The sequence below is a fragment of the Enterobacter asburiae genome, assembly GCF_007035645.1.
GTDB classification, from domain to species: domain Bacteria; phylum Pseudomonadota; class Gammaproteobacteria; order Enterobacterales; family Enterobacteriaceae; genus Enterobacter; species Enterobacter asburiae_B.
Genome location: NZ_AP019632.1, coordinates 3,746,779 through 3,763,006 on the forward strand (window position 1 = coordinate 3,746,779; position 16,228 = coordinate 3,763,006).

16 protein-coding genes are annotated in these 16,228 nt (G+C 56.1%); 10 read left to right on the plus strand and 6 right to left on the minus strand.

The features are described from left to right. Nucleotides 1–8: 8 nt before the first annotated feature. From aroP to FOY96_RS17925, 3 genes are all read left to right on the plus strand, one after another. Entirely contained in the window at nt 9–1,379 is a 1,371-nt protein-coding gene (gene aroP, locus FOY96_RS17915; protein WP_029739677.1) for an aromatic amino acid transporter AroP, read from the plus strand. A gap of 164 nt (nt 1,380–1,543) precedes the next feature. Next, nucleotides 1,544–2,941, plus strand: a complete 1,398-nt coding sequence (locus tag FOY96_RS17920) for a glycoside-pentoside-hexuronide (GPH):cation symporter (protein ID WP_143347525.1) — start codon at nt 1,544–1,546, stop codon at nt 2,939–2,941. Nucleotides 2,942–2,951: 10 nt separating this feature from the next. Further along, nucleotides 2,952–3,902 carry a glycoside hydrolase family 43 protein gene (locus FOY96_RS17925; RefSeq protein ID WP_143347526.1) on the plus strand — a complete coding sequence of 317 codons (951 nt, stop codon included), beginning with the start codon at nt 2,952–2,954 and terminating at the stop codon, nt 3,900–3,902. An 18-nt stretch (nt 3,903–3,920) separates the two neighbouring features. Here FOY96_RS17925 and ampE read toward each other — a convergent pair whose 3' ends face one another. Continuing rightward, complete coding sequence (gene ampE / locus FOY96_RS17930; RefSeq protein WP_094934530.1) at nt 3,921–4,775, minus strand: beta-lactamase regulator AmpE; 855 nt, start codon at nt 4,773–4,775, stop codon at nt 3,921–3,923. A gap of 9 nt (nt 4,776–4,784) precedes the next feature. Further along, nucleotides 4,785–5,336 carry a 1,6-anhydro-N-acetylmuramyl-L-alanine amidase AmpD gene (gene ampD / locus FOY96_RS17935; protein ID WP_143347527.1) on the minus strand — a complete coding sequence of 184 codons (552 nt, stop codon included), beginning with the start codon at nt 5,334–5,336 and terminating at the stop codon, nt 4,785–4,787. Nucleotides 5,337–5,423: 87 nt separating this feature from the next. Here ampD and nadC point away from each other — a divergent pair, with 87 nt between their 5' ends. The 4 genes from nadC (at nt 5,424) to hofC (ending at nt 9,496) form a co-directional block, all read left to right on the plus strand. Then, a complete protein-coding gene (gene nadC, locus FOY96_RS17940; protein WP_033144643.1) occupies nt 5,424–6,317 on the plus strand; it encodes a carboxylating nicotinate-nucleotide diphosphorylase in 894 nt (297 codons plus the stop codon). A gap of 174 nt (nt 6,318–6,491) precedes the next feature. Then, nucleotides 6,492–6,929, plus strand: coding sequence for a prepilin peptidase-dependent pilin (ppdD, locus tag FOY96_RS17945; RefSeq protein ID WP_058840541.1), 438 nt, complete (start codon nt 6,492–6,494; stop codon nt 6,927–6,929). A gap of 10 nt (nt 6,930–6,939) precedes the next feature. Beyond that, the gene (gene gspE, locus FOY96_RS17950; protein ID WP_143347528.1) at nt 6,940–8,322 is read left to right on the plus strand and encodes a type II secretion system protein GspE; all 1,383 of its coding nucleotides are present in this window, start codon (nt 6,940–6,942) and stop codon (nt 8,320–8,322) included. Then, complete coding sequence (hofC, locus tag FOY96_RS17955) at nt 8,312–9,496, plus strand: protein transport protein HofC (RefSeq protein WP_143347529.1); 1,185 nt, start codon at nt 8,312–8,314, stop codon at nt 9,494–9,496. Before gspE ends, hofC begins: the two co-directional genes overlap by 11 nt. A 43-nt stretch (nt 9,497–9,539) precedes the next feature. Here the strand turns inward: hofC and FOY96_RS17960 are convergent, their stop codons facing one another. After that, on the minus strand, nt 9,540–10,583 hold the full coding sequence (locus FOY96_RS17960; RefSeq protein WP_033144634.1) for a GMP reductase: 1,044 nt from the start codon (nt 10,581–10,583) through the stop codon (nt 9,540–9,542). Between the two features lie 228 nt (nt 10,584–10,811). Here FOY96_RS17960 and coaE point away from each other — a divergent pair, with 228 nt between their 5' ends. From coaE to yacG, 3 genes are read left to right on the plus strand one after another with little or no spacing between them, the layout of a single operon-like run. Beyond that, complete coding sequence (gene coaE, locus FOY96_RS17965) at nt 10,812–11,432, plus strand: dephospho-CoA kinase (protein ID WP_039260810.1); 621 nt, start codon at nt 10,812–10,814, stop codon at nt 11,430–11,432. Continuing rightward, nucleotides 11,432–12,175, plus strand: a complete 744-nt coding sequence (gene zapD, locus FOY96_RS17970; protein ID WP_023310405.1) for a cell division protein ZapD — start codon at nt 11,432–11,434, stop codon at nt 12,173–12,175. The genes coaE and zapD overlap by 1 nt, the downstream gene beginning before the upstream one ends. Nucleotides 12,176–12,184: 9 nt before the next feature. Continuing rightward, nucleotides 12,185–12,379 carry a DNA gyrase inhibitor YacG gene (gene yacG / locus FOY96_RS17975; RefSeq protein ID WP_023310404.1) on the plus strand — a complete coding sequence of 65 codons (195 nt, stop codon included), beginning with the start codon at nt 12,185–12,187 and terminating at the stop codon, nt 12,377–12,379. A 34-nt stretch (nt 12,380–12,413) separates the two neighbouring features. Here yacG and mutT read toward each other — a convergent pair whose 3' ends face one another. The 3 genes from mutT to secM are packed head-to-tail and all read right to left on the minus strand — an operon-like array spanning nt 12,414 to nt 16,131. After that, on the minus strand, nt 12,414–12,806 hold the full coding sequence (gene mutT / locus FOY96_RS17980) for an 8-oxo-dGTP diphosphatase MutT (RefSeq protein WP_045888157.1): 393 nt from the start codon (nt 12,804–12,806) through the stop codon (nt 12,414–12,416). Nucleotides 12,807–12,863: 57 nt separating this feature from the next. Next, nucleotides 12,864–15,569: a preprotein translocase subunit SecA gene (secA, locus tag FOY96_RS17985; RefSeq protein ID WP_023310402.1), complete on the minus strand. Its 2,706-nt coding sequence runs from the start codon at nt 15,567–15,569 to the stop codon at nt 12,864–12,866. Nucleotides 15,570–15,627: 58 nt separating this feature from the next. Then, nucleotides 15,628–16,131 (minus strand): secA translation cis-regulator SecM, encoded by a 504-nt coding sequence (gene secM / locus FOY96_RS17990; RefSeq protein WP_058840578.1) that lies wholly within the window; start codon nt 16,129–16,131, stop codon nt 15,628–15,630. Between the last annotated feature and the right edge of the window lie 97 nt (nt 16,132–16,228).

Sequence of the window (16,228 nt, forward strand, 5' to 3'; positions counted from 1 at the left end):
GGTTTCAAATGGAAGCTCAACAGCACGGCGATCAGCTAAAGCGCGGGCTTAAAAACCGCCATATACAGCTCATCGCACTGGGCGGTGCGATTGGTACCGGCCTGTTTCTGGGCAGCGCATCCGTTATCCAGTCAGCCGGTCCCGGCATTATTTTGGGTTACGCGATTGCCGGCTTTATTGCCTTTCTGATTATGCGCCAGCTGGGTGAAATGGTCGTTGAAGAGCCGGTCGCAGGCTCCTTCAGCCACTTTGCCTATAAATATTGGGGCAGCTTTGCCGGTTTCGCCTCGGGCTGGAACTACTGGGTGCTGTACGTTCTGGTTGCCATGGCCGAGCTTACCGCCGTCGGGAAATACATTCAGTTCTGGTATCCCGAGATCCCAACCTGGGCCTCCGCAGCGGCTTTCTTCGTCATTATTAACGCCATTAACCTGACCAACGTAAAAGTGTTCGGTGAGATGGAGTTCTGGTTCGCTATCATCAAGGTCATTGCCGTTGTGGCGATGATCATCTTCGGCGGCTGGCTGCTGTTCAGCGGCAACGGCGGCCCGCAGGCAACCGTGCGCAACCTCTGGGAACAGGGCGGCTTCCTGCCTCACGGCATGACGGGCCTGGTGATGATGATGGCCATCATCATGTTCTCCTTCGGCGGACTCGAGCTGGTGGGCATCACCGCCGCTGAAGCCGACAACCCGGAGCAGAGCATTCCAAAAGCCACTAACCAGGTTATCTACCGCATTCTGATCTTCTATGTGGGCTCGCTGGCCGTGCTGCTCTCCCTGCTGCCGTGGACGCGCGTGACCGCCGACACCAGCCCGTTTGTGCTGATCTTCCACGAGCTGGGCGATACCTTTGTAGCAAACGCACTCAACGTGGTTGTTCTGACAGCAGCGCTCTCCGTTTACAACAGCTGCGTATACTGCAACAGCCGCATGCTGTTCGGCCTGGCCCAGCAGGGCAACGCGCCTAAAGCGCTGCTCAACGTCGATAAACGCGGCGTGCCGGTAAACACAATTCTGGTTTCGGCGGTTGTGACCGCGCTGTGCGTGCTCATTAACTATATGGCACCGGAATCGGCGTTTGGCCTGCTGATGGCACTGGTGGTCTCTGCCCTGGTCATCAACTGGGCGATGATCAGCCTGGCGCACATGAAGTTTCGCCGCGCCAAGCAGCAGCAGGGCGTCACCACCCGCTTCCCTGCCCTGCTCTATCCGCTGGGCAACTGGGTGTGCCTGGTGTTCATGGCGGCCGTGCTGGTGATCATGCTGATCACCCCGGGTATGGCGATTTCCGTCTACCTGATCCCGGTCTGGATTGCGATCCTTGGCGTAGGCTATCTCTTCAGCCAGAAAAGTCGTAATGCCATGAAAGCACACTAAGCCTCTCTCCGCGGCGCCTGCTTTTGCGGGTGCCGCGCGTTGTTACCTCCCTCACACTTTCACGCCCACAGCCCATTTATCCATATCACCGCCCTGATACTGCAACGCATATATTCCTTTGCCAGCAAATAATTCTCTCCATACCGTAAACCGGAGAGCTGTCGATGGATAACAACACACTGTCAGTAAAAGAAAAGATCGGCTATGGGATGGGCGACGCGGGATGCAACATCATCTTCGGTGCCATCATGCTGTTTGTTAACTATTTTTATACGGATATTTTTGGCCTCGCCCCTGCGCTGGTTGGCGTGCTGCTGCTTTCCGTGCGAGTGATTGACGCCGTAACGGACCCGATCATGGGCGCGATTGCTGACCGTACCCGCAGCAAATATGGTCGGTTTCGTCCATGGCTGCTGTGGATCGCTTTCCCCTACGCGCTGTTCAGCATTCTGATGTTCACCACACCGGAGTGGAGCTATAACAGCAAAGTTATCTATGCGTTTGTCACCTACTTCCTGCTCTCTTTGACCTATACGGCCATCAACATTCCCTACTGCTCGCTGGGCGGGGTGATCACCAACGATCCAAAAGAACGCGTGGCCTGCCAGTCGTATCGCTTCGTGCTGGTCGGCATCGCCACGCTGCTGCTCTCATTAACGCTGCTGCCGATGGCCGACTGGTTTGGCGGGGATAACAAAGCCAAAGGTTACCAGATGGCGATGACCGTCCTGGCGCTGATTGGAACCTGCATGTTCCTGTTCTGCTTCGCCACCGTGCGCGAGCGCGTGCGCCCGGCGGTACAGACCAACGACGAGCTGAAAAACGATCTGAAAGACGTGTGGAAGAACGACCAGTGGGTACGTATTCTGCTCCTGACCCTGTGCAACGTCTGCCCGGGCTTTATCCGCATGGCAGCCACCATGTATTACGTCACCTGGGTGATGGGCCAGAGCACCCATTTCGCCACGCTGTTTATCAGCCTGGGCGTGGTCGGCATGATGCTCGGCAGCGTGCTGGCAAAAGTGCTGACCGACCGCTGGTGCAAGCTCAAGGTCTTCTTCTGGACCAATATCGTTCTGGCGATTTTCTCAACCGCCTTTTATTTCTTCGACCCGAAAGCCACCGCCACCATCGTGGTGCTCTACTTCCTGCTGAACATCCTGCACCAGATCCCGTCTCCGCTGCACTGGTCGCTGATGGCCGACGTGGACGACTACGGCGAGTGGAAGACCGGTAAGCGCATCACCGGGATCAGCTTCTCCGGCAACATCTTCTTCCTGAAGCTGGGGCTAGCGATTGCCGGGGCGATGGTCGGCTTCCTGCTCTCCTGGTACGGTTATGATGCGGGAGCAAAAGCGCAGAGCGCGGACGCCATTAACGGGATCGTGCTGCTCTTTACCGTCATTCCCGGCATTGGATACTTAATTACCGCGGGTGTAGTACGACTGCTGAAGGTGGATCGTGAAACCATGAAGCAGATCCAGTCCGATCTGGAAAAACGCCGCAACAACTATCAAGAGCTGAACGATTATCAGGAACTGAAAGCTGCTGAGACTAAATAAGGAAAGCCGAATGCAAACCTGGCCAAACCCGTTTATCGAACAACGCGCCGATCCGTACATTTTACATCACGAGGGGCAGTACTATTTTATCGCCTCCGTGCCGGAGTACGACAGGCTGGCGATCCGCCGCGCAGCGTCGCTGGAAGGCTTACGTCATGCCGAAGAAGTGGTGGTCTGGTGTAAACCCGAGACCGGACCAATGAGCCAGCTGATTTGGGCGCCGGAACTGCACCACATTGACGGGAAGTGGTACATCTATTTTGCTGCGGCGCACACCCAGGCGCTCGACGCGCTCGGGATGTTCCAGCACCGCATGTTTGCCATTGAATGTGCCGACAGCGATCCGCTTACCGGCACGTGGGTGGAAAAAGGGCAGATCAAAACGCCTTTCGATACCTTCGCCCTGGACGCCACCACCTTTTTGCATCAGGGGAAACGCTGGTATCTGTGGGCGCAAAAAGCGCCGGATATCACCGGAAACTCCAACCTTTATCTGTGTGAAATGGCGGACCCGTGTACGCTGAAAGGCGAGCCGGTGATGCTCAGCAAGCCGGAATACGACTGGGAGCGTCGCGGGTTTTGGGTCAACGAAGGCCCGGCGGTACTGGTTCACGGCGATAAGCTGTTTATCAGCTATTCCGCCAGCGCTACCGACGAGAACTACTGCATGGGGCTGCTGTGGATAGACCTGAACGCGGATCCGCAAAACCCATTGAACTGGCAAAAATCTCCGCATCCCGTATTCGTGACCAGCTACGAAAATCGCCAGTACGGCCCGGGCCATAACAGCTTTACGCAAACGCCGGAAGGGGACGATGTGCTGGTGTATCACGCGCGGAATTACACCGAAATTGAGGGCGACTCGCTGTACGATCCGAATCGCCATACCCGACTGAAGCTTGTCCGCTGGAATGAAAGCGGGATGCCTGATTTCGGCATCCCGCCCGCGGATACGCTTTAGCCTTTGCGGCGCGCTGGCCTACACCAGCGTGCCGTAGATAGTCAGCAGCGCCACGATAACCACCACCACAAACGACGTTTTCTTCGCCATGGAAACAGCGGCTTTCGGCGTTTCAATCTTGTCGGTATGCGGCTCACGCGCCAGCGAGAACTGCGCCAGACGCGTTAGCACCTGGTACTGCGACGTATGGCGATCGGCAAGAGAAGCGAACCATGCGGGCAGCGCTTTTTCACCGTGACCAATTAACGCGTACACCACGCCTACCAGACGCACCGGGAGCCAGTCGATCACGTGCAGGATGGCATCAATACCGGACTGCAGGCGTTCATGCGGCGTCAGATAACGGGCAAGCCAGGTCTGCCAGGCGCGCAGGAACGCATATCCCATCAGCAGTACCGGCCCCAGCGGGCCCCCCACTACAAACCAGAACAGCGGCGCAAGATAGTAACGGAAGTTAATCCACAGCAGCGCGTTTTGCAGCTCGCGCAGGAATTCGCGCTCGTCACAGTCCGGCGGCACGCCGTGGATCATCGTCAGCTCGCTCGCCATGGCACCGCGCGCATGGGCATCGTCACGGGAGGCGGCTTTCAGGTATGCGTGATAGTGTAAACGCACCTTGCCTGCGCCAATGCACAGCACCCCAAGCAGGATCCATACCACCAGCAGCGGCACGTTGAAAAAGAGTCCGTACAGCGAACGCAGGAGCAGGAACGTAATGGCCATCACCCCTGCCATCATCAGCAGCGTGCGCAGCATGGAAAAATGTTTGATACGGCGGAATAATACCTCCAGCCGGTGATCCAGATGCCAGTGCTCGCCGAGCTTAAACAGGCGTTCAGCGATGATAACCAGCAGCATGGTAAACAACGTCATGGTATCTCCTTATTCTGACGACGCGGTGAGCATGGCGCGAAACCGGGACCAGTCAAAGGCCGGGCCGGGATCGGTTTTTCTCTCCGGGGCTATATCACTGTGTCCCGTGATATTTTCGGCGATAGCCGGGTAGAGTCCGATAAGCGTGCGGGTCACTGCCGCTAGCTGTTGATACTGTGAATCGGTGTAGGGCGTCGTATCCGTGCCTTCCAGTTCGATTCCGATAGAAAAATCGTTGCACCGTTCGCGCCCGTGATACATCGACACGCCGGCATGCCAGGCGCGCTTATCAAAGGGAACATACTGAACCACTTCACCATCGCGACGAATCAGGCAGTGAGCCGATACGCGCAGATGTGCAATTTCAGCAAAGAAGGGATGAGCATCGGGATCAATCGTTCCTGTGAATAACGCATCGATCCACGGGCCGCCAAATTCACCCGGCGGGAGACTAATATTATGAACCACCAGCAGTGTGGGCTTTTCATCCTCCGGGCGGCAATCGTGGTGCGGCGAGGGCACGTGCCGCGCATCCACCAGCCATCCGTTTTCTAACAACATGCTGGAACTCCTTCTGTATGGTGCAATGACTCGGTTCAGAGTAGCATGTTTCAATATTATGATTCGTTACCAATTTGGAGTTTTATCATGCCGCCTCGCCGCTACAACCCCGACCACCGACGTGAAGCGCTTCTGGAACGTATTAATATGGATATTCCGGCAAGCGTCTCCCATGCTTTGAAAGAAGATCTGGGCGGTGACGTTAACGCTGATAAGGATATTACCGCACAATTGTTGCCAAAAGAGACGCGCTCGCACGCGGTCATTATCACCCGTGAAGACGGCGTTTTTTGCGGCAAGCGTTGGGTTGAAGAGGTCTTTACCCAGCTGGCGGGTGATGATGTGCAGATTATCTGGCACGTTGAAGACGGCGATGCAATTACGGCAAACCAGCCGCTGTTTGAACTGGACGGTCCTTCCCGCGTCTTGCTGACCGGCGAACGTACCGCGCTCAATTTTGTACAAACGCTCTCTGGCGTGGCCAGCGAAGTGCGTCGCTACGTTGACCTGCTGGCCGGTACCCGCACCCAGCTGCTGGATACCCGCAAAACGCTGCCGGGCCTGCGCACCGCGCTGAAGTATGCGGTGCTGTGCGGCGGCGGCGCAAACCATCGCCTGGGCTTATCCGACGCCTTCCTGATTAAAGAGAACCACATTATTGCCTCTGGCTCCGTGCGTCAGGCGGTGGAGAAAGCCTTCTGGCTGCACCCGGATGTGCCTGTCGAGGTAGAGGTCGAAAGTCTGGAAGAGCTGGAGCAGGCGATTAAGGCCGGGGCCGATATCATCATGCTCGATAACTTCGAAACAGAGCAGATGCGCGAGGCGGTAAAACTGACTAACGGCCGGGCCCAGCTTGAAGTGTCCGGGAACGTCACTTTCGAAACGATCCGTGAATTCGCCGAAACCGGCGTGGATTACATCTCCGTCGGCGCGTTGACCAAACACGTTCGCGCCCTCGACCTCTCAATGCGCTTCAAATAACGCATTCTCCCCTCTCCACCCGGAGAGGGGAATTTCAGCCCCGCTCGCAGATCCGCTGTTCTTCCCTGCAACACTGAATAAATTCTCTGAAGCCTCCTTCCCGTTCCCCTTTTTGCCTCTCGTTTCTGCTCTTTCTCGCTGACAAAGTAGCGCCACTTTGCATAAGGAGCAGATATGGACAGACAACAAGGCTTCACACTCATTGAGCTGATGGTGGTCATTGGCATCATTGCGATTCTGAGCGCTATCGGCGTTCCCGCCTATCAGAACTACCTGCGCAAGGCGGCGCTGACCGATATGCTGCAAACCTTCGTTCCCTACCGCACGGCCATCGAGCTTTGCGCGCTGGATCACGGTGGCGTGGAGAGCTGCGACGCCGGCAGTAACGGTATCCCTTCCCCCACCACGACACGCTACGTTTCAGGAATGAGCGTGGCGAAAGGGACCGTGACCTTAACAGGACAGGAGAGTCTTAACGGGCTGACGGTAACCATGACGCCACGGTGGAGCGACGGCAACGGTATGACGGGCTGGACGCGCGACTGCAACATCAGTGCTGACAGCGCCCTGAAACAGGCCTGCGAAGACGTTTTCCGCTTCGACAATAACTGAGGAGCGGATAATGAATACCGATCAACTCGTGGCGCTTTGTCAGCGCCATCACGCACTGCTGCTCACCAGCGACAGTGACATGGTCAGCATCGCCGTCGTGGGCAGCCCCGCGGCTGAACTCATGGAGGCGCTGCGCTTCGCGACCCAGAAACGGATTGATATTGAGTGCTGGAGCGCTGAGCGCATGGAAAAACACCGGCAGCTAACGTCACAATCGCATCTGCCCGTCGTTTCGCAAACACACTCGACGGTGGATATCCTCAACCACACGCTGCAGCAGGCAATCAACCAGCGCGCCTCCGACATTCATATCGAACCGATGGAGCATGCATGCCAGATTCGGTTACGCATCGACGGGGTTCTTTGCCCCCAGCCTCCGCTTTCCGCCTCGCTGGCAAGCCTGTTCAGCGCACGTTTAAAGGTGCTGGGTAACCTGGATATTGCTGAACGTCGTTTACCTCAGGACGGTCAGTTTACGATTGAGCTGGCAAACGAGCCGGTCTCGTTTCGGATCGCGACGCTTCCCTGCAGCGGTGGCGAGAAAATTGTGCTGCGTCTCCTGCATCAGGTTCAACAGGCTCTTGAGCCGAAAGCGCTTGGCATGAGCGCAGAACAACTGGCCTTTTTCAATGAGGTTCTCCACCAGCCGCAGGGGCTGATTCTGGTCACCGGCCCTACCGGCAGCGGCAAAACCGTGACGCTGTACAGCGCGCTGCAGGCGCGTAATACCCCTGACGTCAACATCTGTAGCGTGGAGGATCCGATTGAGATCCCCCTTGCGGGATTAAACCAGACGCAGATTAATCCCCGGGCGGGTTTAACATTCCAGAGCGTGCTGAGGGCGCTGCTGCGTCAGGATCCAGACATCATTATGGTCGGCGAAATCCGTGACGGTGAAACGGCAGAAATTGCCATTAATGCCGCCCAGACCGGTCATCTGGTGCTGTCAACGCTGCACACCAACTCGACGACGGAAACCCTGATTCGCCTGGAGCAGATGGGCGTCGCGCGCTGGATGATATCTTCCGCGCTGTCGATGGTGATTGCCCAGAGACTGGTCCGGCGTTTGTGTCCGCACTGTCGCCGGGAAGCCAGCGAGCATGCTGAATTACCGCGCGCCGTATGGTCCAGACCGCTTCCACGCTGGCAGCCCACCGGCTGCGATCGCTGTTATCACGGTTTTTATGGCCGCGTTGCCATTTTTGAAGTACTGGCGATCGACAATGCCCTGCGCCAGGCCATTGCCAGCGGGGCGGGAATCGAAGTGATAGAGGCGAGTGCCCGGCAGGCGGGAATGATTTCTCTTTTTGAGCACGGCTGCATGGCCGTCGAAAAAGGGCTGACCACGATCGAAGAGCTGGTGCGCGTGCTGGGAATGCCGGATGGCTGCTAATCAGCTCTGGCGCTGGCGAGCGCTCACCAAAGAAGGTGAACCCCAAAGCGGAACACTCTGGGCCACAGACCGCAATGCCGCCTTCACCAGGCTGATGCGTAGCGATCTCCATCCTCTGGCGCTTACCCGATGCGCTCAGCGGCACCGCTGGCGGCCGCATCACTGCTACGAGATGTTTCGCCAGCTCGCAACGCTTCTGCAGGCGGGGCTGACGTTGTCCCACAGCCTGCAGATGCTGGCAGAGCAACATCCGTTAAAACCGTGGCAGGCGCTGCTGCAAAGCATTGCCGATGAGCTCAGTGAGGGATCCCCCTTTTCTGAGTCGCTAAAAAAGTGGCCAGCGGTGTTTAGCCCACTGCATGTCTCGATGGTGAAAACCGGTGAGCTCACAGGGAAACTGGAGGAGTGCTGCCGCCAGCTCGCGCAGCAGCAAAAAGCGCAGCAGCAGCTCAGAGATAAGGTGAAAAAGGCCCTGCGCTATCCGGCGATCGTCCTGACGCTGGCCGTACTCGTGGTGCTGGCGATGGTCATTCTGGTCTTGCCCGAGTTTGCCGCGATCTACAAAACGTTTAACACGCCGCTTCCGATGCTGACACAAATGGTCATGGGGATGGCCGCATTTATCCAGTCCTATGCCCTCGCGTTGTTCGTCGCGTTATTAATGCCCTTAGCCGCCGCCTGGGCTTTGAGGCAGAACCCTCGCTGGCAGCGCATGCTGATCCATACGCCCGTGATGGGCGCGCTGGCAAAAGGCCAAAAGCTGGGACACATCTTTACCGTGCTGTCACTCACGCAGCAGGCAGGTATCCCCTTTTTACAGGGCCTGGAGAGCGCAGAGGAGACCGTTGAAAGTCGCTATTGGCGGGGAATACTCCGCAGCGTTCGCGAGGACATTGAAAAAGGTCTCCCCGTCTGGTCATCCTTTCAGAAAGCGGCCATCTTTACCCCGCTGTGTATTCAGCTTTTACGAACCGGCGAAATGTCAGGTGCGCTGGACATCATGCTGGAAAATCTCGCCCGGCACCACACGGAACAGACCTTTCAACGGGCAGATAATCTGGCGGCACTTCTCGAGCCAGTGCTTCTGATTGTGACAGGGGTCATCATCGGCACGCTGGTGGTGGCAATGTACCTGCCGATTTTCCATCTGGGAGATGCGATGAGCGCGGGTTAGTGCTAAACAGTGCTGGCGCACGGGCATGCGCCAGCAGAAGCCATTACAGACTATTGAATACGCGGTTTTCCTGTTCCTGAACGCGAATAAACGTCGTACGTTTCGTCAGCTCTTTCAGGCGGGATGCCCCAACGTAGGTGCAGGCCGAGCGCAGGCCGCCGAGGATATCGCGCGCGGTGTATTCAACCGGGCCGCGCAGAGGCAGCTTCACGGTTTTGCCTTCTGCCGCACGGTATTTTGCCACGCCCCCGACGTGACGGGTCATCGCGGATTCAGAGCTCATGCCGTAGAACAGCATAAATTTCTCTCCATTTTCTTCAACAACGGTACCACCGCTCTCTTCGTGTCCAGCCAGCATACCGCCGAGCATCACAAAGTCGGCGCCGCCGCCGAAAGCTTTCGCAACGTCGCCCGGCATGGTGCAGCCGCCATCGCTGATGATCTGGCCGCCCAGACCGTGCGCCGCGTCGGCGCATTCAATGACTGCAGAGAGCTGCGGATAACCGACGCCGGTTTTGACGCGGGTCGTGCACACGGAGCCCGGGCCAATACCCACTTTCACGATATCTGCACCGGAAAGGATCAGCTCTTCACACATTTCACCGGTCACCACGTTGCCCGCGATGATGGTTTTCGTCGGCCAGGCTTCACGCGCCTTGCTGACGAACTGCACGAAGTGCTCGGAGTAACCGTTCGCCACGTCAATACAAACGAAGTTGAGCGCCGGGTTAGCGTTCAGGATCTGTTTGGTCTTCTCGAAATCCGCATCGGAAGTGCCGGTAGAAACCATCACATGCTTCACCACGTCAGCAGGCGCGGACGCAACAAACGCATTCCACTCTTCAGGGCTGTAATGTTTGTGCACGGCGGTGAGAATGTCGAACTGTGCCAGGGCGGTTGCCATCTCAAAGGTTCCCACAGTATCCATGTTGGCAGCGATGATCGGCACGCCAGACCAGGTCTGACCGGAATGCTTAAAGGTGAATTGACGTTCGAGTTCAACGTCTGAGCGACTTTTCAGTGTAGAGCGTTTAGGGCGGATAAGAACGTCTTTGAAACCTAACTTCAGATCTTCTTCGATACGCATGTGCGGATTCCTGGGGTTAGAGGCAAATATGTTAAAAGCACAACTCCAGTGACGTTATCATACGCACTAATACCTGCTCCGCAAGACTGCGAAATTCTCTTTTTTTACGCTACAATCCTATAAATTTACCTGGTAAAAAGCAGGTAAATAGGGCCAAACAGTTGCCGGCGCACCTAAGCGTTTTAATTAATTGATTTTAATAATGAATAATTCCCAGGATTTGAATTAATGGGGTATATCGTCGCATTAACCGGCGGCATCGGTAGTGGCAAAAGTACCGTTGCGGACGCGTTCTCTCGTTTGGGTATCACGATTATTGATGCCGATATCATTGCCCGCCAGGTGGTAGAGCCCAATACACCCGCGCTAAAGGCCATCGCAGAACATTTTGGTCAGGCAGTCATCAGTGCCGATGGCACACTGAATCGCCGTCAGCTTCGCGAATGTATTTTTTCTGATTCTGCGGAAAAAGACTGGCTTAATGCCCTGCTCCACCCCATCATCCACCAGGAAACTCAACGTCAGATAGCCGCAGCCCGCTCGCCCTATGTCCTGTGGGTGGTTCCGCTACTGGTTGAAAATCAGCTGCAGAAGAAAGCCGATCGTGTGCTGGTGATTGATGTCGCACCCGAAACGCAAATCCAGAGAACCATGACGCGCGATCGCGTCTCGCGGGAGCATGCTGAACAAATTCTTGCCGCTCAGGCTACGCGCGCTCAGCGCCTTGCCGTGGCGGATGATGTTATTGATAATAACGGCGCACCAGATGCCATTGCATCGGATGTTGCCCGTCTGCACGCGCAGTATCTGACGTTCGCCGCGCAGGCCGTTGCACAGGAAAAACCATAATGTCGACACACATCCTTTTTGAGCATCCGCTCAACGAAAAAATGCGCACCTGGCTGCGCATCGAATTCCTTATTCAACAACTTTCACAACATCTGCCTGTTAACGATCATGCCACCGCGCTGCACTTCTTCCGCAACGTAGGCGATCTGCTGGATGTGATTGAACGCGGCGATGTCCGCACAGAATTACTCAAAGAGCTGGAGCGCCAGCAGCGTAAATTACAGGCATGGACGGAGGTCCCCGGCGTAGATCAGAGCCGTATCGACGCGCTCCGCCAGCAGTTGAAAAGCAGCAGTGCCGTCCTGATGGCCGCGCCGCGCGTCGGGCAGTTTTTGCGTGAAGACCGCCTGATTGGCCTGGTGCGCCAGCGTCTGAGCATCCCTGGCGGCTGCTGTAGCTTCGACCTGCCGACGCTGCATATGTGGCTACATATGCCACAGGCGCAGCGTGACGCACAAGTAAACAGCTGGCTGGCAAGCCTGGAGCCAATGCACCAGACGCTGTCGCTGATCCTCGATCTGATCCGTAACTCTGCGCCGTTCCGCAAGCAAACCAGCCTGAATGGTTTCTTCCAGGATAACGGTGATGATGCCGATCTTCTGCGTCTCAACCTGTCTCTCGGCGAACAGCTTTACCCACAGATTTCCGGGCATAAGAGCCGCTTTGCGATTCGCTTTATGCCGCTGGACAGTGAAAATGGCACCGTGCCGGAACGTCTCGATTTTGAACTGGCCTGTTGTTAAGGAGTGCCGATGTCTGATGTCACCACCGTAAGCTGCCCAACCTGTGGCAAAACCGTTGTCTGGGGCGAAGTCAGTCCGTTCCGCCCATTCTGCTGCAAGCGCTGCCAGCTCATTGACCTGGGCGAATGGGCGGCGGAAGAGAAACGCATACCTAGCGAAGGCGATCTCTCGGACAGCGATGACTGGAGTGAAACCCAGCAGTAATCTGTAAAGCCTGCTGGCGCTTCGCTCAGCAGGCCTACGGTTGTGCGACTAACCGCAGGATCACGGGTTCATTAGCTGGCGGGAATTTTTCGGCATCACTTGCCTGAAGTTCCACCCAGTTACCCGGCTGTCCCTCTTTTCCCCAGGGTTCTCCCTCCCAGTTTTCCACCAGCCAGAACCACAGCGTAATGTGCCTGTCCGGAAACTGGTACTCAAGCTTATCAAACAGCGTTGCGCTAAGCGGCGTGATCCCCACCTCTTCCTGAAGCTCCCGAACCAGCGCCTCTTCCGGCGTTTCACCTGACTCGATTTTACCGCCTGGAAACTCCCACTTGTTCGCCATATGGGCGTCGGCGGCGCGCTGAGTGATGAAGATTTGGTTTTGCGGGTTGCGAATAATCCCGACGGCAATTTGCAGTATTTTCATATTGTCACTTCCATAAAAAAGGCGCAGATATCTGCGCCTTTTTGTTTTTTTATGAACTTAGCTCAGGCGGCCGTGGCACGCCTTGTACTTTTTACCGGAACCACACGGGCAAGGATCGTTACGACCCACTTTACGATCGCCGGTCTGCGCGGCGATCGCCGCTGCGGCTTCGCTGTCGTCGGTCTGATGACTCAGCTGTTGCATCTGTGCCAGACGCTCGGCTTCTTCACGACGCTGCTGCTCCATCGCTTCCACTTCTTCCGGCATACGCACCTGAACCTTGCTCAGGGTGCTGATCACTTCGTACTTCAGTGATTCCAGCATCGAGGCAAACATGGAGAAGGATTCACGCTTGTATTCCTGCTTCGGATCTTTCTGCGCATAGCCACGCAGGTGAATACCCTGACGCAGGTAGTCCATCGCCGCCAGGTGCTCTTTCCACAGGGAGTCGAGCGTCTGCAGCATTACGCCTTTTTCGAAATGACGCATCATTTCAGCGCCAACAACCTCTTCCTTACGCTTGTAGACGTCCAGCGCGGTTTCAAAGATACGTTCGCGCAGGGTCTCTTCGTGCAGCTCAGGCTCTTTATCCAGCCACTCTTTGATTGGCAGATCGAGGTCAAAGTCATTTTTCAGACGTTCCTGCAGGCCTTCGATATCCCACATCTCTTCCAGAGACTGCGGTGGAATATGCGCGTCGATGGTGGCTTTAAACACATCTTCACGAATGCTGTTGATGGTTTCGCTCACGTCGGACACGTCCAGCAGTTCGTTACGCTGAGTATAGATTGCACGACGCTGATCGTTAGCCACATCATCATATTCCAGCAGCTGCTTACGAATATCAAAGTTGCGGCTTTCCACTTTACGCTGTGCGTTAGCGATCGCTTTAGTCACCCACGGGTGCTCAATGGCTTCGCCAGGTTTCATCCCCAGCTTACGCATCATGCCGGACACGCGGTCGGAGGCGAAAATACGCATCAGCGCATCTTCCATAGACAGGTAGAAGCGGGATGAACCGGCATCACCCTGACGACCCGCACGGCCACGCAGCTGGTTATCGATACGACGAGACTCGTGACGCTCTGTACCGATGATGTGCAGACCGCCGGAAGCCAGGACGGCGTCATGACGAACCTGCCAGTCGGCTTTGATCTGCGCAATCTGTTCTGGCGTTGGGTTTTCAAGCTCCGCCACTTCAGCCTGCCAGCTACCGCCCAGCATAATATCGGTACCACGACCCGCCATGTTGGTGGCAATGGTTACGGCAGCCGGATAACCCGCCTGCGCAACAATGTCCGCTTCTTTGGCGTGGAATTTGGCGTTCAGAACGTTATGTTTGATACCTGCTTTAGTCAGCTCGTGAGAAACCACTTCAGATTTCTCGATGGAGATGGTCCCCACCAGAACCGGCTGGCCATTGGCAGTGCGGTCGCGAATATCTTCGATGATCGCCTGAATTTTTTCCGCTTCGGTCATGTACACCAGATCCGGCATATCCTTACGGATCATCGGACGGTTGGTTGGAACGACCACGGTATCCAGCTTGTAGATGGAGCTGAATTCAAACGCTTCGGTATCAGCAGTACCGGTCATCCCCGCCAGCTTCTCGTACAGACGGAAGTAGTTCTGGAAGGTGATAGACGCCAGCGTCTGGTTTTCATTCTGAATATCCACACCTTCTTTGGCTTCCACAGCCTGATGCAGACCGTCAGACCAGCGACGTCCCTGCATGGTACGGCCGGTGTGTTCATCGACGATGATCACTTCGCCGTCTTTAACGATGTAATCGACGTCGCGGGTGAACAGCGCGTGGGCGCGCAGTGCAGCGGTCACGTGGTGCATCAGCATGATGTTGCTCGGGGAGTACAGGGACTCGCCCTCTTCCATGATGCCTTCAGCTACCAGCAGCTCTTCAATTTTCACCAGACCACGTTCGGTCAGGTTCACCTGGCGCGCTTTTTCATCTACGGAGAAGTGACCTTCACCCTGGAAGGTATCCGAGTCCTCTTTCTCCTGGCGCAGCAGGTGTGGAATGATTTTGTCGACTTTACGGTACATCTCGGAGCTGTCTTCAGCCGGGCCGGAGATGATCAGCGGGGTACGCGCTTCATCGATCAGGATGGAGTCAACCTCATCCACCAGCGCATAGTGCAGCTTACGCTGTACGCGCTCTTCCGGGCTGAACGCCATGTTGTCACGCAGGTAGTCGAAGCCGTATTCGTTGTTGGTGCCGTAGGTGATGTCCGCGTTATACGCTTCGCGCTTGGCTGGCGCAGGCAGGCCGGACATGTTGATGCCGACGGTCATACCGAGGAATTCGAACAGTGGACGGTTGTTTTCGGCGTCACGCTGCGCCAGATAGTCGTTGACGGTAACCACGTGAACGCCTTTACCGGTCAGCGCGTTCAGGTAAGCCGGCAGCGTTGCGGTCAGGGTTTTACCTTCACCGGTACGCATTTCCGCGATGCAGCGCTCGTTGAGCACCATACCACCCAGCAGCTGGACGTCGAAGTGACGCATGCCGAATACGCGCTTACTCGCTTCGCGCACGACAGCAAACGCTTCCGGGATCAGACTTTCTAAGGTTTCACCTTTTTCCAGACGCGCACGGAATTCCGCCGTTTTCGCTTTTAGCTCGTCATCAGAGAGCTTCTCCATCGCCGGTTCCATACCGTTGATGACGGCAACAGCTTTGCGCATACGGCGCAGGGTACGATCGTTACGACTACCAAAAACTTTAGTTAACAATTTGATTAGCATAATAAATTCTCAAACGCCCCATTGTGGGCAGATAAATTAAGGTATTGAAAAAGTTAATTTAGCTGAGGCGTTGCGGCCCGGCACGAATGCCGTGAGCCTGGCTAATCCAGGTTGAAACAGAGAATGAAGCTGGTGAAACAAACGCACGCTGCGTTGTCTGACGAACCATGACCGGCGGCTGGCTGTCCTGCGTGAGCAGCGCGTTGAGCGTGTCCAGCAGGGCAAGATGCTGAGCCTGCACCGGCAGCGCCTCTTCCGCAACAGGCATGGCCTGCGGTGCCATCGCAAAGGACAGATGGCGGATAACGGTGCGGATAGCGTGCTGGTGCCAGTAATCGACGGTGAAGTTTGGGCGGCGACTGGCTTCAAGCCACGCGAGGTTAGTAAAGTTAACCCGCGTGTTGAGATCGTGTTTAGTGGTGGAGGTTTTTGCGGGCGCCGCCGCTTCGGCACTGTTGCTGAGCGCAGGCAAGCCGAAACTCGCCGCGACCATCCCTAATAAGAGATGCGGCCAGAAGTAACGTCTGCCAAATTGTCGCCAGCGCGTCAGTATTCCGCTCACCTGCTCCACCCAATAAGCCAGCCTTGCAGAGGCTGAGTTCAGTTATTCATTTTAGCGCCCAGATAGTACCACTAAAGCCAATATACATCAGCAGGAA